Below are 18,397 nucleotides of genomic sequence, written 5' to 3' on the forward strand. Positions count from 1 at the left end.
GCGAGAGGCGCTCCGATGACATCGGCGTGACACCTGGCCGGCGTAAAAAGACGCGAGCGGCTCCATAACAATAACTTTCAAGCCCGGGAAAACCATCATGTCCCTCCAAGCCTTTCAAAACATCAACCTTGACTCGCTGCTCGACACCGCCGTCAGCCTGAGCACCGCCTTCATCCTCGGCGCGGTGATCGGCTACGAGCGGCAGATCCGCCAGCGCACGGCCGGCCTGCGCACCAATGTGCTGGTGGCGGTAGGCGCCGCCATCTTCGTCGACATGGCCAACCGCATGGCCGGACACGACGGCGCGGTGCGCGTGGTGGCCTATGTGGTCTCGGGCATCGGCTTTCTCGGTGCCGGCGTGATCATGCGGGAAGAAGGCAATGTGCGGGGGTTGAATACCGCGGCCACGCTGTGGGGATCGGCGGCGATCGGCGCCAGTGCGGGGGCGGACCTGATTCTCGAGGCCGGGCTGGGCTGCCTGTTTGTGCTGGCGGCCAATACCCTGTTGCGGCCGGTGGTGAATCGCATCAACCAGCAGCCAATGGATACGACCGCGGTGGAGGTGACCAACACGGTCTATGTGATTGCGCCGCGATCCACGCAGAAGCTGGCGTTGCGCTTGCTTGAAGATACGCTGGAGGCGGGGAACTACCCGACCCGGGACCTGGAGGTGCATGCGTTCGGGGATAGCGATGTCGAGATTGAAGCGGTGCTCACGTCGACCTCTGTCGATGGGGATGTGCTGGATCGATTGATGGCGGAGCTGGCGGAGTCGGAGCATATTCATCAGGCGTTTTGGAGTCCTAGTACGACGGATTGAATTTGGTTGGCTTGTGCTTGTGGTCTATTTGGGGCGGCGTTGGTTTTTGGGCCCAAGGGCAGCACATTGGGCTCTTGTTGCTTGATTGCGCTTTTATTTTGCGGCGTTGGCTTTTGGACCCAAGGGCCATACGACATCCCCCTGCGGGGGCTGCCGGTCACTTTTCTTTGACCGGCAAAGAAAACTAACGAAAAGAAAGCCGCCCCTGCCGGGCGCAGAGCAATCACGCTTGTGGGCCTCGGCGGTTGCGTCGTACGGCCCGGAGTGCTGGCTAGCCGATCCTGCCGGCCCGAAGGACATCGAACTTGCATAACCCAATGGTCACGTGGTGGTGCCCCTGATCGCTTTGCGCGGTGAGCGTTCGGCCATCTGCCGTTCGCGGTGTGCAGCGCCACGATCCTGCCTGCCTTGGTGGTTTCGTCGTTTTGTCTCTTACGGTGGCCGCCCGGCCATTTGATGCCCTGCCGTACCGGCGCGAGGGGCACCTCTCTACCAACTCCCCTGGTTTCGTGGTGGGCACCGTGGCCCGTCCGCGAGGGCCGCGCTCGCGCCCACGGCGCTTGTCCTCCGAGACAAAACCACGAAACCAGCCACACCCGAAACGGCGCAGCCCCTCGCACCGCGAACGGCAGATGTGTGAATGGTCACCGCAAGCGAGGTCAGGGGCTGCACGACGTAACCCATGGGTCATGCAGAAATGATGGCCTTGGGGCCGGTAGGATTCGCCAGCCAACACTCCGGGCCGTACGACGCAACCGCCGAGGCCCACAAGCGTGATTGCTCTGCGCCCGGCAGGGTCGGCTTTCTTCTCGTTAGTTTTCTTTGCCGGTCAAAGAAAAGTGACCGGCAGCCCCCGCAGGGGGATGTCGTATGGCCCTTGGGTCCAAAAGCCAACGCCGCCCCAAATTACCCCCATCCCCCCAAACCCTTCCCCCCCCTCCCCCCTTGACATCCCCCCTCCCCCCTCCTATCCTCCCACCTAAATTCCCTAAGTAAGATCATCGTTCTATTCTACAGAACACAAAAAACCATCCGCCAGTGCCATGCACCACCCCAATCCGGAGACACAATGAAACGCTTCCCCTCCTCCCTCCGCGCCCTGCTGCTGCTCGCAGTCCCCGCCCTGCTCGCCGCAGGCGCCATCCCCGCTGCCGCGGACACCTATCCGAGCCAGCCGGTGCGCCTGGTGGTCCCCTTCCCGCCGGCCGGCGGCACCGACGTCATGGCGCGCCTGGTGTTCAACAAGGTGGGCATGACCACCCACTGGAACGTGGTGGTGGAAAACCGCGCTGGCGCGGGCGGCAATATCGGCATGGACGCGGTGGCCAAGGCCCGCCCCGATGGCTACACGCTCGGCATGGGCCAGACCGCCAACCTGGCGATCAATCCCACGCTGTACCCCAGGATGCCCTACGACGCGGTCAAGGACTTCACCCCGGTGGCGCTGGTTTCCGCGCAACCGCTGGTGCTGATCGTGCGCAAGGATGCGCCGTACAAGAACCTGGCCGACCTGATCACCGCTGGCAAGGCCAGGCAGCTCTCGATGGCGTCGGCCGGCACGGGTACCGTGGGCCACCTGACGGGCGAGATGTTCGCGCGCCGCACGGGCATCAAGATGCTGCACGTGCCGTACAAGGGCGCCTCGCCGGCGCTGACCGACCTGCTGGGCGGCCAGACCGACTTTTACTTCGCCACGCCGCCGATCGCGCTGCCGATGATCAAGGCCGGCAAGCTGCGCGCACTCGGCGTGACCTCGGCCAAGCGCCTGCCGCTGCTGGCCGACGTGCCGACCGTGATCGAAGGCGGCTATGCCGGCTTCCAGGCGGAGGACTGGAAAGCGCTGGTGGCGCCGGCGGGCACGCCGGCGGAGATCGTCAAGCGCGTCAACGAAGAGATCAACAAGGCCATCGCCCAGCCCGATACCATCGCCAAGATGCGTGAGGAAGGCAGCGAGCCGCGCGGCGGCTCCCCGCAAGACCTGGCCGCGTTCATCAAAGCTGAAAACACCCGCTGGGGCACCCTCGTGCGCCAGTCCGGCGCCAAGGTAGAGTAACGCCTTCGCCGCCCGCCGCGGCCGGCTTCGCCACTGCGAAGCGCCGCGGCACCGACACCTCAAAGCCTCGCCATGCAAAAACCGCTACGCCATATCCGCGTCCTCGACCTCACCAACGTGCTGGCCGGGCCCTTCTGCTGCCACCAGCTCGCCCATATGGGCGCCGAGGTCATCAAGGTGGAAACCCCCGGCACCGGCGACCTGGCCCGCCAGCTGGGCGCCGACGCCGAGCTCAACAGCCGGCTCATGGGTGTGTCCTTCCTGGCGCAGAACCCTGGGAAACGCTCCATCACCATCAACCTCAAGCACGCGAGCGGCAAGGAAGTCTTCCGCAAGCTGGTGCAGAGCGCCGACGTCCTGGTGGAGAACTTCCGCCCCGGCGTAATGGACCGCCTGGGGCTGGGCTTCGAGGCGCTCAAACAGATCCATCCCAAGCTGATCTATTGCGCCATTTCCGGCTTCGGGCAGGACGGCCCGCTGTCGGACCTGCCGGCGTACGACCAGATCATCCAGGGGATGTCCGGGGTGATGAGCATCACCGGCGACCCGCAGACCGCGCCTTACCGCGTGGGCTACCCGGTCTCCGACACCATCGGCGGCATCACCGCGGCCTTTGCCGTGGCCGCCGCGCTGGCGGATCACCAGCGCACCGAGGGTTACTTCATCGACGTGTCGATGCTGGAAGCCACCCTGGCCACCATGGGATGGGTGGTGTCCAACTACCTGATCGCAGGCAAGACCCCGGCGCCGATGGGCAATGAGAACATGACGGCCAGCCCGTCCGGCGCCTTCCACACCGGCGAGGGCCTGATCAATATCGCTGCCAACAAGCAGGAACAGTTCGAAGCGGTCTGCCGCGTGGTGGGCCGCCCGGAACTTGCCACCGACGCGCGCTTCGCGCAGCGCCAGGCGCGGCTGGCCAACCGCGCCGAACTCACGCGCGAGCTGGAGGCGGAGCTGGCGAAGAAATCCGCCGATGCGTGGTGGAAACTGTTCAACGAGGCGGGCGTGCCGGCCGGCCCGGTCTACAGCGTGCAGCAAACGCTGGATCACCCGCAGGTGAGCGGGCGCGGCATGATTGGTGAGTTTGCCGACGTGCCCGGCGTGGGCCGCGACATCCGGCTGGTGCGCACGGGCGTCAAGCTCAATGGCGAGGCCCCGTCGGTCGACACCCCGCCGCCGGAGCTCGGCCAGCACACCCGTGAGATCCTCGCCCAGCTTGGCTACGGCGAGGCGGATATCGAAACCCTGCAAAAGGAGCGCGCGGTATGAGTGAACCTACCAAGGCAAACACCGGCACCAATGACATCAACGAAGGCCAGCGCCTCTCCCAGGACTGGTGGCGCACCGAGATCATCGACATGCAGCCCGGCGAGATCCGCTACCGCGGCTATCCCATCGAGCAACTGATCGGCCAGGTGTCGTTCGCGCAGATGATCTGGCTGATGCTGCGCGGCGACCTGCCGGCGCGTGGGCAAGGCGAGTTGCTGGACGCCGCGCTGATGTCGGCGGTGGACCACGGCCCGCAAGCGCCGAGCATCGCCATCGCCCGCATGGCCGCCACCTGTGGCGTGGGCCTGAACAATGCGATGGCGTCCGCCGTCAACGTGCTGGGCGATGTGCACGGCGGCGCCGGCGAGCAAGCGGTGGAGCTGTACCAGGATGTGGCACGCCGTATCGACGGCGGCGAAACCCAGGAAGCCGCGGTCAAGGCCGCCCTGGCGGATTACCGCGACAACCACGGCAAGTTCGTGTCCGGATTCGGCCACCGCTTCCATCCGCTGGACCCGCGCGCCCCGCGCCTGCTGGCGCTGGTGGACCAGGCCGCGGCCGATGGCGTGGTCTCGGGCCGCTTCGCCACCATTGCACGCGCGGTGGAGGCCGTACTGGGCGCGGGCCGCAGCAAGCCGATTCCCATGAATATCGACGGTGCCACGGCTGTGATCTATGCGGAGCTTGGCTTCCCGGCGCCGCTGGCGCGCGGGCTGTTCTGCCTGTCGCGCTCGGTCGGGATCCTGGCGCATGCCTGGGAGCAAACGCAGCAAGGCGGCCGCAACAAGGGCCCGATCCCGCGCCAGTACATCTGGACTTACGACGGCCACCCGCCCCGGGACGTGCCGACGGCGCAGGACTGATCCAGGCTCAGGGAAAGCGCTACCGGCCAGGCACGTGGGCGGAGTCGCCCACGTCGCCGGGTACCGGGCGCGTTGATGGCGCCATCCAGGACGCCAGCGCATAGCGGTCCCGGCCAAACTCCTTGGCCGCATAGAGCGCCCGGTCGGCCGCCGCGAACAAGGCGCGCCACAGCCCTTCCACCCCCGCCGCCCCGCCCCGCAGCTCGGCCACGCCGATGCTGACGCTGGCGAACGCCGCCGACTCGCCGGGCAGCGCAATGCCGCGCACCTTTTTCAGGATCCGGTTAGCTAGCGCGGTGGCCTGGCCTTCGTCGGTATGCGGGCAGAGGATGCAGAATTCCTCGCCACCGTAGCGCCCGGCCACATCGGAGGCACGCCGCGAGTTGTCGATGGCCTCGGCGATCAGCTTGAGCACGGTGTCACCGGCATGGTGGCCATGCCGGTCGTTGACCTGCTTGAAATGGTCGATATCGATCACCAGGCAGGACAAGGGCTGGCCGTGGCGCTCCCAGGCAGCCACCAGGCTGATGGCCGACTTGTCAAGCGCGCCCCGGTTGAGCAGGCGCGTCAGCGCATCGAGCCTGGCGCCGTTTTCATTGGTGGCAATGACCTGCTCCATGGCCATGACCGTAAACCCGAACAAGGCCAGCAAGGTGCCCACCAGCGGCGCCACCAGCAAGATCCCGTTGGCACTGCTGGCATAGAACGGCCCCGAGCCCACGTTGCCTGCCAGCCCGGCGGCAAAGCCGGCCAGGTGCGTGGCCAGGTGAATCAGGCTGGCAACCACCACCAGGGGCGTGCCCACGCTGCGCCGGCCATCGTAGGCGTGCAGCAGGGTGACGACCGTCAGCACGGCCACCAGGGCCAGGCTGCCGTAGCCGATCACATGCATGCGCGCCTGGCCGCCAGCCATGCCGGCGGCGCCAACCAGCGCCAGCGCGGCCACCGTCACGCCCACCGCGAGCGTGCGATCCCACGACGCCATGCCGTAATACACCCGCACGCCGCGGTAGATCAGCAGCCTGCCGGCGATAAAGGCGGCCGCCCCGCCCGCGCTGACATAGACCAGCCTGGCTGAAGCGTTGGCCGCCAGCACCAGCCCGGCGGCCGACACCAGCAGATGCCCGAACGCCCACAGGCGCCCGGCCGCGCTAGGCCGCAAGGCGCCGAGCAGGCCCGCCGAAATGGCCAGCGTGCTGGCGTACACCACCACCATGACGACGACAATCGTTTGCTGGTCTAACTGCACGGAATTCCTTTGAAGATACCGTGTTGCCGGTGACGTTGACGGGAGGCTTCTGAGGCAGGCCCGGTTGCGTGGTCAACTTCGCAAAGGCGCATGATATCGCCACGGACGCCGACAGGGCCACCCCCGACAAGCCGGGCATCGGCCTGGCTGCCGGGCACGTCACAAGGCGCGAGGGGCAAACACCACGCTCGGACCGGTTTTGCACCGATCTGGGGCAGATCTGGGGCAAATCAGGCCGGAAACGGGAACGTGCCCCCCAGCGCCAGGGTCAGGTCGCGGGCCGCCCGCAGGACGTGCGGGCGGAAAGCCTCGTCGAAGCGCGGCGTCGGGCAGGTCAGGGTCAGCGCGCCCTTGAGTTCGCCGTCCGGGCCAAACACCGGCGACGATACGCCGGCAATCTCCGGTAGACGATCCCCGACCATCGCCGCGACGCCCTCTTCCCGTATCTTCTGGTAAAGCTCCCCCCGCGCCCCGCTGAACGCGCGCAGCACGCGGCCACCGGCGCCGCGGTTGCGTGGCAGCAGCTCGCCCGCCTTGGCATGGTCGCGTACCGGCTGGGGCGAGTCGACGCGGTACAGGCACAGGCGGTGCTCGCCCTGCTCGACGTGGTAAGCGGCGCTTTCGCGCGTGGCCTGCACCAGTTGGCGCAGCACCGGCATGACGATCAGCTCGAGCGAGAACGAAGCCGAATACACCGAGTTCAGCCGCGCCACTTCCGGGCCCAGCCCGTAGCGGCCATCGGTATGGCGCAGGATCAGCCTGGCGTGCTCCAGCGACGCCAGAAGGCGCAGCAGCGTGCTTTTGTAGAGCCCGGTGCGCTGGGCCAGCGCCACCAGGCTCAGCGTGGTGTCGCCCAGATGGAACGCGGAAAGCACGAACAAGGCCCGGTCTACGGCTACGGCGCCGCCTTCGGCGGCATGCTTGTCGGCTTCGGAGAGCTGGGCGGCTTTACGTGGCATGAAGGAAACAGGGCAGGAAAGGTCAGGAAAGCAGAAAAAAGCGGAGCGGCGGCGTGGCACAGGGCCGGCATCCCGTCGACCGGAGAAGCCAGCAGCATAGCCGCACGGAGTTCCACGGTACAGAACGGTACCAGCCTTGTCAATCGGTGCCACGAGCGGGTGTGGAGGGATGTCCCGCTGGCCAGATGCCCTGCGGCGAAGCGACGCAGGGCCCGCGCGAAGCGTGCGGCCAAGCAATAGTTGGCGGCGCCTGTCGCGCATTCACATTGGGCGCCGTCCTGCGTCAGTGATGATGGCCGCCACCATGGAATCCGCCCTGGAAGCCGCCGCGCGGCGCGCCGACAAACGACCCGCGCGAGCCGCCATGGAAACCGCCGCCCGGGCGCGGCAGGAACACGCGGTGCATGTTGTGCGCGTGATGAAAGCGATCGACAAAGATAAAGCTCGCGCCAAAGCCGACGCCAACCGGCGTCCAGTACCAAGGGTCGTAGTAGTAAGCTGGCTGCCCATACGCCACCGCGCCGCCCGAACTATCCACCATCTGCCAGGAGCCATCCGGCTGCAGGCAGGCCAGCCCCACCACCTGCTGCAGGTAGCCGTCGATCTCCACCTGCCCCGCCATCTGCTGGCAAGGCGACGAATAGCCATTCCATGCGTCCGCGGCTACCGCCTGCGCCGCCGCGGGCGCGCTCAGGCCGAGGCCGGCAAGTAACGCCGCCACGGCACCCAGAGCCTTGCTCATGATGTCATCCCGGGATCGAATGCCCGACGTTGCGATGCGCCGGGCCATTGCCCGAACCGCATCCCGCGGCACATCGGTTTGCCTGCCGGCCCGCTGGCACGCTTGCGCGGCGCGCGTTCCTGCATTCGGTAAACGGATCAGGCTCCCCGTTTATTCCATGCATTCCCGCTACATTTCGCGCTCCCTTGTCCCTTGTCCCTTGCTATTGCCATGCCTGCGGATCGCCGCCCAGGCTCGCGCAGACGTCGCCGGCGATGGCGCGCAGCCGCGCTTCGGCCAACTGGCCGGAGAGCGCATAGCCGGCCCCGCCGCTGACCCAGTAAAAGGTGCGGCGATCCGCCTGGCGCAGCACGCCAAGCGTGGCCAGGGCGGGCGCGGCCGGCGTGATGTAGAGCGTGAGCCGCTCGCCGGCCGGGTCCTGGTACATCAGCTGGGCGGCCGGGCCTGCCTCGCCCGCCAGCAGGCGCCCGCCCAGCAGCGTGAACCCGTATTCGTCCAGCGACGGAATGGTGAGCGTACGCGCGAGCCGGCGCGACAACCACGCGCGCAGGTGCGCCTGGTCGGCTGCCGCCACCTCGACCGGATGACGCTCTTCAGGCGCGAACACCACATAGGCGGCATCGGCATGGCGCGCAAATGCGTTGGGGTCCGCGCTGGCGCCTGGCAGCCACGCCACGCCGAATGCAAGCGCCAGGCCAGCCATCACCCAGCCCGTGGCGGCGAGCGCACTGCGCCACCACGGCACGCGCGCCCGCACCAGCACGTAGCGCAGGTCCGCCGGCAGCGGGAACAAGGCCTTGAGCGCGGCGTTCTGCTGGGCATAGTGCTCCGCCAGCTCCGCGGCCCGCGCGTCATGCGCGAGGGCCGCGCGCAGGGCCGCCCCCTCGGCCTCGGGCAATTCGCCGTCCACCAGCGCGCACAGCCGCGCCAGGTCGGGTGCGGGCTCGCTGGCGTTCGGGTCAGGGATGTAGCCGGGGCCGTGGTCGTCGTTCATGGCTTGTTCCTCACCACCCTCAGCGGTACGTGCCGCTCGCCGGCGCCACCCGTGCCACCCATGCCACCCATGCCACCGGAGCCGCCGGCGCCATCGGCCAGCAGTGCGCGCAGATGCTCGCGCGCGCGGGACAGGCGCGACATCACCGTGCCCAGCGGCACGTGCAAGACCGCGGCGGCTTCCTGGTAGCGCAGGCCCTCCAGCACGATCAGCAGCAGCACCTCGCGCTGCTCGAGCGGCAGGCGGTACAGCGCACGCTGCACATCGCGCAGCATCAGCCCGTCGACTTCGCTGGCGGGGGCCGCCTGCCGCTGCCAGAGCGGATCGTCCGCGTCCAACGCCACTTCGCGGCGCCGGCGCAACTGATCGATGAAGAGGTGGCGCAGCACGGTCAGCATCCAGGCCCGGGCCTGAATGCCCGCGGGCAGCCGCTTGCCTTGGGCAAGCGCGCGCTCCGCGGTGTCCTGCACCAGGTCATCAGCCCACGCCGCGTCGCCGGTGAGCGCGCGCGCATAGCGCCGCAACTGCGGAAGCCAGACCGCGATGTCGTCGCCAACGCTCACTGCTGACAGGACATGGGGGGCGCATCCGCAAGCATCGGGGCGGGGATCAATATCCCCTCGTCCCCATGCCGCCGGTGCCAGTCGTGCCGCGGCTGCCATCGCGCGAGGCCGAGGCGCCGCCGGACCCGTCGCCACCGCCATCGGAAAAACACGCAGCCACCGCCATCAAGGCTAGCAGCAGGGCAGAAACCAGGCGGAGCGCTTTCATGTTGGTCTCCTTGACGGGCGGGCCGCATGGTGGCGCCATCGGGTGATGCCGCCGCTCGGTCCTGCCCACCCGAGTAAACGCGTGGCGCCCCGGTTTTATTCCGCAAAGCGGATGTTTTGCCCCCGCTCCCACGGTGCGCGCAGCATGGCCCACATCTTGGGCCGGCCCGTGCGGTGCACGGTACGTCGAGACGCTTCTTGCTTTGTCATGCAAGTGATCTAGAGTGGTGTGATGCACCATTTCGCCCGGCTGTGGCGGTGCCGGAAGGGCCACAGCGTGCAAGGACACGATGAAGTGATCGCGCAATGGCCGGCATGTGTGCACTGACACGGGCTCGCATTCAGTTTGCGGAAATCACCTCCTTCCACCCTCTTCGCCTTCGTCCTGCCACGCGGCATGGCAAGGTCGGGCATCCAAGCTTTCGCGGCCTCTCCCGCACGCCGCGCGAGGCTTGGGGCCATCGCCGGCGCCCCGATCGCCACGTCCGTCCCTAACCGAATCCACGACAACCGCCCACCGGCAGGCAAGGCCGGGGCGGCAGTTGCTCACCTCCCAGGCGCCAGCCGGCACAGCCGTTGCCGGCGCGCGACTCCGATCATCGTGCCGTGTAGCTGCGCTCTGCCTGTCCATGCCAGGTGGCCAGCGCGTGCGCGTGTTTTTGCTTTCCGTCCACTTCCACCGATTCCGAGGTCCCTTCATGCGCATCGAGCGGGTTCCCTTTCGCCATATCAGTGCCGCGACGGTTGCCGTAATTCTTGCTGCATGCGGACAGAAGCCCGCCGCGCCGCCGCCGCAGACGCTGGAGGTCGGCGTCGTCACCGTCAAGCCGGCCACCGTGCCCGTCACCTCCGAGCTGCCGGGCCGCACCAGCGCGTACCTGGTCGCGCAGGTGCGCGCGCGGGTCGACGGCATCGTGCTGCGCCGCGAGTTCACCGAGGGCGATGAGGTCAAGCTGGGCCAGCGCCTCTACAAGATCGACCCGACGCCCTACATTGCCGCGCTCAACAATGCCAAGGCCGTGCTGGCGAAGGCACAAGCCAACGTGGGCACGCAGGACGCACTGGTCCAGCGCTACAAGATCCTGGTGGCGTCCAACGCCGTGAGCAAGCAGGACTACGACAACGCCGTGGCCGCGCTGGGCCAGGCCGTGGCCGACGTGGCATCGGGCAAGGCAGGGGTGGAAACCGCGCAGATCAACCTGGGCTATACCGATGTCGTATCCCCCATCAGCGGGCGCAGCGGTTTGTCGCAGGTGACGCCGGGCGCCTATGTGCAGGCCAGCCAGGCCACGCTGCTGACCACGGTCCAGCAACTGGACCCGGTCTACGTCAACCTGACGCAATCGAGCGTCGAGGGGCTGCGGCTGCGCCGCCAGATCCAGGAGGGCCGCCTGCAGACCGCCGGCGCCAATGCCGCCAAGGTCACGCTGCTGCTGGAAGACGGACGCGCCTATCCGCAGCCCGGCCAGCTCCAGTTCACCGACGTGAGCGTGGACCAGAGCACGGGATCCGTGACGGTGCGTGCGATCTTCCCGAACAAGGATCGCGTGCTGCTGCCCGGCATGTTCGTGCGCGCGCGCATCGACGAGGGCGTCAACGACAAAGCCATCGTCGTGCCGCAGATCGGCGTCACGCATGACGCGAAGGGGCAGGCCGTGGCGCTGGTCGTCGGCCAGGACAACAAGGTGACGCAACGCCAGATTGTGACCACCGGCACCTACGGCAGCGGCTGGGTGGTGGACAGCGGCCTGCAGCCGGGCGATCGCGTGATCGTCAACGGCGTGGAAAAAGCCAAACCGGGCATGACGGTCAAGCCGGTCGAAGCCCAGGTACCGGCGCAGCCGGCCTCCGGCGCGCAGGCCATGGCTGGCGCCGGCGCGCCAGCGGCATCGGCGCCTTCCGCAGCATCGGCAGCATCGGCCGCGCAATAACCGGGAGCCAGCTTCATGGCAAAGTTCTTTATCGACCGGCCGATTTTTGCGTGGGTGATCGCGATCATCCTGATGCTGGCCGGCCTCGCCGCGACCACCACGCTGCCCATTGCCCAGTACCCCACGATTGCCCCGCCGGCCGTGCAGATCAGCGCCACCTACCCCGGCGCTTCCGCCAAGACCGTCGAAGACACCGTCACGCAGGTGATCGAGCAGCAGATGAGCGGCCTGGACCACCTGCTGTACCTGTCGTCGACCAGCGACGACTCCGGCACCGCCACCATCACGCTCACTTTCGCGGCCGGCACCAACCCGGACATTGCGCAGGTCCAGGTGCAGAACAAGCTGCAACTGGCCACGCCGCTGCTGCCACAGGCCGTGCAGCAACTGGGCACCAAGGTCACCAAGTCGAGCAGCAGCTTCTTGCTGATCCTCGCCTTCGTGTCCAAGGACGGCAGCATGGGCCGCTACGACCTGGCGAACTACGTGGCGTCGAAGGTGCTGGACCCGGTCAGCCGGATCGACGGCGTCGGCACGGTGACGCTGTTCGGCTCGCAGTACGCCATGCGGATCTGGCTCGACGCAACCAAGCTGAACAACTACAGCTTGACCCCGATCGACGTCAAGAACGCGGTGGCCGCGCAGAACGTGCAGGTCGCCGGCGGCAGCCTGGGCGGCACGCCGTCGGTGCCGGGCCAGATGCTGCAAGCCACCATCACCGAGGCCACGCTGCTGCAAACCCCCGCGCAGTTCGGCAATATCCTGCTCAAGGTGAATACCGACGGCTCGCAGGTGCGCCTGAGGGATGTGGCGCGCATCGAGCTGGGCGGCGAGAACTATAACTTCGACACCAAGTACAACGGCCAGCCGACCGCGGCCTTCGGCATCCAGCTCGCCACCGGCGCCAACGCGCTGGCCACGGCCAAGGCGGTGCGCGCCAAGATGGCCGACCTGCAGCGCTACGCACCGCAAGGCGTGGTGGTGGAGTATCCGTACGACATCACGCCGTTCATCACGCTGTCGATCGAGGAAGTGATCAAGACGCTGATCGAGGGCATCGTGCTGGTGTTCCTGGTGATGTACCTGTTCCTGCAGAACCTGCGCGCCACGCTGATCCCCACCATCGCGGTGCCCGTGGTGCTGCTGGGCACCTTCGCGGTGATGTCGGTGGTTGGCTTCTCGATCAACACCCTGTCGATGTTCGGCATGGTGCTGGCCATCGGCCTGCTGGTGGACGATGCGATCGTGGTGGTGGAAAACGTCGAGCGGGTCATGGCCGAGGAAGGCTTGTCGCCGCGCGACGCCACGCGCAAGGCCATGGAGCAGATCACCGGCGCGCTGGTGGGCGTGGCCCTGGTGCTGTCGGCGGTGTTCGTGCCGGTGGCATTCTCCGGCGGCTCGGTGGGGGCGATCTACCGGCAGTTCTCGCTGACCATCGTTGCCGCCATGGTGTTGTCCGTATTGGTGGCCCTGATCCTGACGCCGGCGCTGTGCGCGACCATGCTCGAGCCGATCCCGAAGGGCCACCACGATGAAAAGACCGGCTTCTTCGGCTGGTTCAACCGCACCTTCGCCAGGAGCCAGAAGAAGTACCACGGCGGCGTGGAGCATGTGATCCGGCGCTCGGGGCGCTGGCTGATCATCTACCTGATGGTGATCCTGGTGGTGGGCTTGCTGTTCGTGCGGCTGCCGAAAGCCTTCCTGCCCGAAGAGGACCAGGGCACCATGTTCGTGCTGGTGCAGGCGCCCGTGGGTTCCACGCAGGAGCGTACCGCCAAGGTGCTGCTGGATGTGCAGCAGTACCTGCTCAACAGCGAGAAAGAATCCGTGGAGGCGGTGCTGACGGTTAACGGCTTCAGCTTTGCCGGCCGCGGCCAGAACTCGGGCCTGGTGTTCGTGCGGCTCAAGGACTTCTCCCAGCGGGAGTCCGCCAACCTGAAAGCACCCGCTTTGGTCGGGCGGATTTTCGGGCACTTTGCGGGATACAAGGACGCCAACGTGTTCCCGTTGAACCCCCCTTCCATTCCGGAACTCGGCACGGCCGCAGGCTTCGACTTCGAGTTGCAGGACCGTGCCGGCGTGGGCCACGAGAAGCTGATGCAGGCGCGCAACATGCTGCTCGGCATGGCGGCCAAGGACGCGCTGCTGGCACAGGTGCGCCCGAACGGCCTGAACGACACCCCGCAGTTCAAGGTCGACATCGACCGCGAAAAAGCCAATGCGCTGGGCGTCAGCGCCGCCGACATCGACCAGACCTTCTCGACCGCCTGGGCGTCGCTATACGTGAACAACTTCCTCGATACCGACAACCGGATCAAGAAGGTCTACGTGCAGGGCGAACCGAGGTTCCGCATGAACCCGGAGGACCTGAACGCGTGGTACGTGCGCAATGCGGCTGGCACGATGGTGCCGTTCGGCGCCTTCGGCTCGGGGGCGTGGATCTTCGGGTCCCCCAAGCTCGAGCGCTTCAACGGCATTCCGGCGGTCGAGATCCAGGGCTCGGCGGCGGCCGGCAAATCGACCGGCCAGGCGATGAACGCCATGGAAGCCATCGCGCAGAAGCTGCCCGACGGCATCGGCTACGAATGGACCGGCTTGTCGTACCAGGAGCGCCAGTCCGGCTCGCAGGCGCCACTGCTCTATGGCATCTCGATCCTCGTCGTGTTCCTTTGCCTGGCCGCGCTGTATGAGAGCTGGTCGATCCCGTTCTCGGTGATCATGGTGGTGCCGCTGGGGATTTTGGGCGCGCTGCTGGCCGCCACCCTGCGCGGGCTGGAGAACGACGTCTTCTTCCAGGTCGGCCTGCTGACCACGGTGGGGCTGTCGGCGAAGAACGCCATCCTGATCGTGGAGTTCGCCCGCGACCTGCGCGACCAGGGCATGAGCACCGTCGACGCGGCGGTGGAGGCGGCACGCCTGCGCTTGCGCCCGATCCTGATGACATCGCTGGCCTTCATCCTTGGCGTGCTGCCGCTGGCGCTCAGCAATGGCGCTGGCTCCGGCAGCCAGCATGCGATCGGCACCGGCGTGATCGGCGGGATGCTGACCGCCACCTTCCTCGCGATCTTCATGATCCCGATGTTCTTCGTCGTGATCGGCAAGTTCAGCAAGACCAAGCACAAGCCGGGGTCGCCGCCTGCGCCCGTCCCGTCCGGCCATGCGGGCGGCGGCAATGACGATGGCAGCGATAGCAGCGATGGCGGCGCCGGCACGCCTGGCCAAGGACATTGAGATGCCCAGACTCGCACTGATCGCCGCCGCCACCGCCATCCTGGCCGCCGGCTGCACGCTCCAGCCGCGCTATGAGCGCCCCGCCGCCCCCGTTGCCCCCACCTTCCCGGCCGGCGGCGTCTACGACACCCAGCCGGAAGCCGCCAGCGCCACGGCCAACACACCGGCCACGGAGATCGGCTGGCGGGACTTCTTTGCCGATGCGCGCCTGCAGCGCCTGCTGGAACTCGCGCTCAAGAACAACCGCGACCTGCGCGTGTCGGTGCTGAACATGGAGGCGGCGCGCGCGCAGTACCAGATCAGCCGCGCCGGCCTGTTCCCGGCCGTCAACGCGGTGGCCTCGCAGAGCCGCTCGCGCACGCCGGAGAACCTGTCCTTCCTTGGCAAGACCATCTCCGGCGAGTATTCGGTGGGCCTCAGCGCGTCGTGGGAAATCGACTTCTTCGGCCGCATCCGCAGCCTGAACGACCAGGCCCTCGCGCAGTTCCTGTCGCTGGCGGAAACCCGCAGGGCGGCGGAGCTGGCCTTGCTGTCGTCGGTGGCGAACCAGTACCTCACCATGCTCGGCTACGACGACGCGCTGGCCGTCACGCGCGCAACGCTGGTGACGGCCGAGGAGTCTTTACGCATTACCAGCCTGCAGTTTGACGTCGGCACGGGCTCGGAGCTGGCTCTGCGCCAGGCCGAAGGCGTGGTCGAGCAGGCGCGCGCCAACCTGGAAACGGAAAGCCGGCTGCGCGCGCAGTCCGAGAATGCGCTGGTGCTGCTGGTGGGCGAGCCGCTGCCGGATGACCTGCCGCCTGGCCTGCCGCTCAACAGCCAGGCCTTGCTGGCCGACATCCCGGCGGGCTTGCCGTCCGACCTGCTGACCCGGCGCCCGGACATCGCCGCCGCGGAGCAATCGCTGCGGGCAGCCAATGCCAACATCGGCGCGGCGCGCGCGGCGTTTTTCCCGCGGGTGACGCTCACCGGCAGCGCGGGCACGCTGTCGCCCACGCTGGGCGGCTTGTTCAAGCCGGGCTCCGGCGCCTGGTCGTTCGCGCCGCAGATCACCTTGCCGATCTTCCAGGGCGGCCAGAACATCGCCGCGCTGGACCTGGCGCAGGTACAGAAGCGCATCGAGATCGCCACCTACGAGAAGGCCATCCAGACCGCCTTTCGGGAGGTGTCCGATGGCCTGGCGGCGCGCGGCACCTTCGACAACCAGATCAAGGCGCTTGAGCGCTTCACCGGCTCGCAAGAACGGCGGCTGGTGCTGTCGGACCTGCGCTTTCGCAACGGGGTGGACAGCTACCTGAGCGTGCTGACCGCGCAAAACGACCTCTACAGCGCGCAACTGCTGCTGATCAACGCCCGGCTGCAACGGCTGACCAACCTGGTCGATCTCTACCAGTTCCTCGGCGGCGGCTGGATCGAGCGCGCGGGCGACACGCCCCGCCCTTCGGACGCGCCGCTCGACTACAGCGCGAACGCGCCGGGCCCGGCGGCCGCGCCGTAGCGTGCCCGATGTGTGCCCGCTGCGGGTCCGCAGCAGGTCCGTCAGGCCAGCCGCTGGCAGCTATACGCCTCGGTCCGGTAGGGAAACGCCACGCTGGCCTTGCCGGCCAGCGCCGGGCTGCCGTCGATCACTGCCAGCAGCCGGGCGCGCACCGCGTCCTGCTCCGCGGCCGGCAGCGAGGCAATGAAGCTGACCGACATCACCCGGTCCACGATCACCTGCTGCGCAGGACCAACGTGCTCGTAAGGCAGGCTGGCCAGCCCCAGCTCGCCGAAGCCGCTGGCCGGGAACACCTTCTTCCAGTCACCCTTGTAGAAGCGTGGCGCGTCACCCTCGAGCGGGGTCATGATGGCGGTCAGCTGCGCCACCCAGTCGACCGACTCATCGCGCACGTTCCACACCAGGCCGAGCTTGCCGCCCGGGCGCAGCACACGGCCGATCTCGGCCATGGCCGCAGCGTTGGCAAACCAGTGGAACGCCTGCGCGCAGACCACCGCGTCGACGCTGGCGTCGGGCAGCGGGATGGCCTCGGCCGTGCCCGCCAGCGCCTGCACGGCGGGCAAGGCGGCGCTTAGCTGGGCGCGCATCGCCGCCACGGGTTCCACCGCGATCACGCTGGCGCCGGTGGCCAGCAGCAGGCGGCTGAACTTGCCGGTGCCGGCGCCCAGGTCCAGCACCATCTTGCCGGGCTGCAGGCCGAGCTCCGTCGTCAGCCAGGCGCCAAGCGCGCTCGGATAGTCGGGGCGCCCGCGGGCGTAGGTATCGGCCTGGCTGGAAAAGCCCTGGGCGGCGGCGTGGTGGATGTCGGTCATGGGTGCGTCTCTCTCTCGTGCGTTGGACAGTCACTCCGGAGCCAGCCCCTTGCCGCAGCGGCCCTGGCGTGGAGCAAGGAAGTGGAACTAGAACGAAGGCACCGGGTTCTCGCCCTGGCTGACCTGGTACTTGCCGTCCTGGAAGCGATAGCGCACCACCGCATCCAGCGATTTGCGCCGCGGCTTGGCCGCGCCTCCCGGTACTTTGACCTCCTGGCCCCGGAACGTCACGGTCAGGTCACCCGGCGTGTCCGCGCCAAGGGCAAATGCCGGTTTGCCCTCTACCGCATAGCAAACCTGCTCGCCGGCGTCCTGGCTATCCGTGCCGCGTTCCGCGAGCACGTCGGACTTGCCTGACAGCGCCTCGTCGCATGGCTCGAGCGCGCCGGAATTCTCCGCGCTCATGGCCTCGCCGCCCAGCAAGGTGGAGATCTGCCCCGGCGACAGGCGATAGAACGACGCCCAGCTGCCGCAATAGCCTTGCCAGCAACCGCCCCAGGTCAGCGTGAGCGCAAAGTCCGTGGCCGATATCTTCGCGATCGACGACTCGCCAAGCGAGCCTGGCCCGCCTGAGAAGTCGTAGCCATCGACACGCCGGCTGAGCTGCCAGCCGCCAGGGCTTTCGCCACTGGCCGTGGCCTCGCGCGTAAAGAAGTACGCGCCCAGCCAGGCACCCGCCGCGCGGCTATTGTTGCGCGTGCCCCCTTCCTCCACCACCATGCCCTCGGTCAGCATCACCGCATGGGTGTCGTCCAGCCGGATCACCTGGATCGGCTTGACATCGATGGTGCCCTCCACCAGCGGCGGCTCGCCCGTGCCCTTGTAGTCCGGGTCCGGCAACGCGGCGCGCACCACGCGGCCTTTGTCGTCGTCGCGCCAGGCGGGAAAGGCCAGCAGGATCAAGGCCTCGCGCTTGAGGGTGTCGGCCTGCGCCACCGCGGCGGAGGCCGGCGCGGCCTGCGCGGACGAAGCGCCAGCAGCCGCGGGCGGGGCCTCATGCCGCGAGCAGGCGGACAAGCCAAGGCAAAGCGCCAGGGCCGGCGCCAGCATCCGCCTCGCAATACGTCGGGAATCCGTGGAGGTAGCACGAAGCGAGCAAAAAGTCATGTTGACGGCGGGCGCAAGGGCCGCGGCTGCGCGGCCAGGGATAGGGATAGGGATAGGGAGGCAAAGCGAGAATCACGCACCGCGGGAACCGCGGGA

At 67.8% G+C, this 18,397-nt stretch carries 15 protein-coding genes; 7 read left to right on the plus strand and 8 right to left on the minus strand.

Features of this window, described 5'->3' with window-relative positions; all coding sequences use genetic code 11:
- Positions 1-97: 97 nt before the first annotated feature.
- The 4 genes from AC1DQR_RS17460 (at position 98) to AC1DQR_RS17475 (ending at position 5,008) form a co-directional block, all read left to right on the plus strand.
- The gene (locus tag AC1DQR_RS17460; RefSeq protein ID WP_477133441.1) at positions 98-820 is read left to right on the plus strand and encodes an MgtC/SapB family protein; all 723 of its coding nucleotides are present in this window, start codon (positions 98-100) and stop codon (positions 818-820) included.
- Between the two features lie 1,069 nt (positions 821-1,889).
- A complete protein-coding gene (locus AC1DQR_RS17465) occupies positions 1,890-2,873 on the plus strand; it encodes a Bug family tripartite tricarboxylate transporter substrate binding protein (protein ID WP_416053146.1) in 984 nt (327 codons plus the stop codon).
- A gap of 72 nt (positions 2,874-2,945) precedes the next feature.
- Entirely contained in the window at positions 2,946-4,145 is a 1,200-nt protein-coding gene (locus AC1DQR_RS17470; RefSeq protein ID WP_416053147.1) for a CaiB/BaiF CoA transferase family protein, read from the plus strand.
- Positions 4,142-5,008, plus strand: a complete 867-nt coding sequence (locus AC1DQR_RS17475; protein ID WP_416053148.1) for a citryl-CoA lyase — start codon at positions 4,142-4,144, stop codon at positions 5,006-5,008. The genes AC1DQR_RS17470 and AC1DQR_RS17475 overlap by 4 nt, the downstream gene beginning before the upstream one ends.
- Before the next feature lie 19 nt (positions 5,009-5,027).
- Here the strand turns inward: AC1DQR_RS17475 and AC1DQR_RS17480 are convergent, their stop codons facing one another.
- The 6 genes from AC1DQR_RS17480 to AC1DQR_RS17505 form a co-directional block, all read right to left on the minus strand.
- Entirely contained in the window at positions 5,028-6,257 is a 1,230-nt protein-coding gene (locus AC1DQR_RS17480) for a GGDEF domain-containing protein (RefSeq protein WP_416053149.1), read from the minus strand.
- 230 nt (positions 6,258-6,487) lie between these two features.
- Positions 6,488-7,216 (minus strand): IclR family transcriptional regulator, encoded by a 729-nt coding sequence (locus tag AC1DQR_RS17485; RefSeq protein ID WP_477133442.1) that lies wholly within the window; start codon positions 7,214-7,216, stop codon positions 6,488-6,490.
- Between the two features lie 283 nt (positions 7,217-7,499).
- Positions 7,500-7,958 (minus strand): hypothetical protein, encoded by a 459-nt coding sequence (locus tag AC1DQR_RS17490; protein WP_416053151.1) that lies wholly within the window; start codon positions 7,956-7,958, stop codon positions 7,500-7,502.
- 202 nt (positions 7,959-8,160) lie between these two features.
- Positions 8,161-8,952, minus strand: coding sequence for an anti-sigma factor family protein (locus tag AC1DQR_RS17495; protein ID WP_416053152.1), 792 nt, complete (start codon positions 8,950-8,952; stop codon positions 8,161-8,163).
- On the minus strand, positions 8,949-9,515 hold the full coding sequence (locus AC1DQR_RS17500) for a sigma-70 family RNA polymerase sigma factor (protein ID WP_416053153.1): 567 nt from the start codon (positions 9,513-9,515) through the stop codon (positions 8,949-8,951). The genes AC1DQR_RS17495 and AC1DQR_RS17500 overlap by 4 nt, the downstream gene beginning before the upstream one ends.
- A gap of 46 nt (positions 9,516-9,561) precedes the next feature.
- A complete protein-coding gene (locus AC1DQR_RS17505; RefSeq protein ID WP_416053154.1) occupies positions 9,562-9,723 on the minus strand; it encodes a hypothetical protein in 162 nt (53 codons plus the stop codon).
- A 697-nt stretch (positions 9,724-10,420) separates the two neighbouring features.
- On the opposite strand from AC1DQR_RS17505, the gene AC1DQR_RS17510 reads away from it, so the two are divergent.
- Genes AC1DQR_RS17510 through AC1DQR_RS17520 form a run of 3 tightly spaced genes read left to right on the plus strand, consistent with a single transcriptional unit; the run spans position 10,421 to position 16,382 of the window.
- The gene (locus tag AC1DQR_RS17510) at positions 10,421-11,653 is read left to right on the plus strand and encodes an efflux RND transporter periplasmic adaptor subunit (RefSeq protein WP_416053155.1); all 1,233 of its coding nucleotides are present in this window, start codon (positions 10,421-10,423) and stop codon (positions 11,651-11,653) included.
- A gap of 15 nt (positions 11,654-11,668) precedes the next feature.
- On the plus strand, positions 11,669-14,884 hold the full coding sequence (locus tag AC1DQR_RS17515; protein WP_416053156.1) for an efflux RND transporter permease subunit: 3,216 nt from the start codon (positions 11,669-11,671) through the stop codon (positions 14,882-14,884).
- Between the two features lies 1 nt (position 14,885).
- Positions 14,886-16,382 carry an efflux transporter outer membrane subunit gene (locus AC1DQR_RS17520; RefSeq protein WP_416053157.1) on the plus strand — a complete coding sequence of 499 codons (1,497 nt, stop codon included), beginning with the start codon at positions 14,886-14,888 and terminating at the stop codon, positions 16,380-16,382.
- A 41-nt stretch (positions 16,383-16,423) separates the two neighbouring features.
- On the opposite strand, the gene AC1DQR_RS17525 is transcribed toward AC1DQR_RS17520, so the two are convergent.
- Both AC1DQR_RS17525 and AC1DQR_RS17530 read right to left on the minus strand, forming a co-directional pair.
- Complete coding sequence (locus AC1DQR_RS17525) at positions 16,424-17,194, minus strand: class I SAM-dependent methyltransferase (protein WP_416053158.1); 771 nt, start codon at positions 17,192-17,194, stop codon at positions 16,424-16,426.
- Between the two features lie 87 nt (positions 17,195-17,281).
- Positions 17,282-18,244, minus strand: a complete 963-nt coding sequence (locus AC1DQR_RS17530) for a hypothetical protein (protein ID WP_416053159.1) — start codon at positions 18,242-18,244, stop codon at positions 17,282-17,284.
- Positions 18,245-18,397: the final 153 nt, after the last annotated feature.

Source organism: Cupriavidus sp. 05L411, from assembly GCF_056398045.1.

Excerpts from the sequence above, each read along its gene's own strand:
- AC1DQR_RS17460 (WP_477133441.1), top strand. The coding sequence starts at position 98 with ATGTCCCTCCAAGCCTTTCAAAACATCAACCTTGACTCGCTGCTCGAC.
- AC1DQR_RS17465 (WP_416053146.1), top strand. The coding sequence starts at position 1,890 with ATGAAACGCTTCCCCTCCTCCCTCCGCGCCCTGCTGCTGCTCGCAGTC.
- AC1DQR_RS17470 (WP_416053147.1), top strand. The coding sequence starts at position 2,946 with ATGCAAAAACCGCTACGCCATATCCGCGTCCTCGACCTCACCAACGTG.
- AC1DQR_RS17475 (WP_416053148.1), top strand. The coding sequence starts at position 4,142 with ATGAGTGAACCTACCAAGGCAAACACCGGCACCAATGACATCAACGAA.
- AC1DQR_RS17485 (WP_477133442.1), bottom strand. The coding sequence starts at position 7,216 with ATGCCACGTAAAGCCGCCCAGCTCTCCGAAGCCGACAAGCATGCCGCC.
- AC1DQR_RS17490 (WP_416053151.1), bottom strand. The coding sequence starts at position 7,958 with ATGAGCAAGGCTCTGGGTGCCGTGGCGGCGTTACTTGCCGGCCTCGGC.
- AC1DQR_RS17495 (WP_416053152.1), bottom strand. The coding sequence starts at position 8,952 with ATGAACGACGACCACGGCCCCGGCTACATCCCTGACCCGAACGCCAGC.
- AC1DQR_RS17505 (WP_416053154.1), bottom strand. The coding sequence starts at position 9,723 with ATGAAAGCGCTCCGCCTGGTTTCTGCCCTGCTGCTAGCCTTGATGGCG.
- AC1DQR_RS17510 (WP_416053155.1), top strand. The coding sequence starts at position 10,421 with ATGCGCATCGAGCGGGTTCCCTTTCGCCATATCAGTGCCGCGACGGTT.
- AC1DQR_RS17515 (WP_416053156.1), top strand. The coding sequence starts at position 11,669 with ATGGCAAAGTTCTTTATCGACCGGCCGATTTTTGCGTGGGTGATCGCG.
- AC1DQR_RS17520 (WP_416053157.1), top strand. The coding sequence starts at position 14,886 with ATGCCCAGACTCGCACTGATCGCCGCCGCCACCGCCATCCTGGCCGCC.
- AC1DQR_RS17525 (WP_416053158.1), bottom strand. The coding sequence starts at position 17,194 with ATGACCGACATCCACCACGCCGCCGCCCAGGGCTTTTCCAGCCAGGCC.
- AC1DQR_RS17530 (WP_416053159.1), bottom strand. The coding sequence starts at position 18,244 with ATGCTGGCGCCGGCCCTGGCGCTTTGCCTTGGCTTGTCCGCCTGCTCG.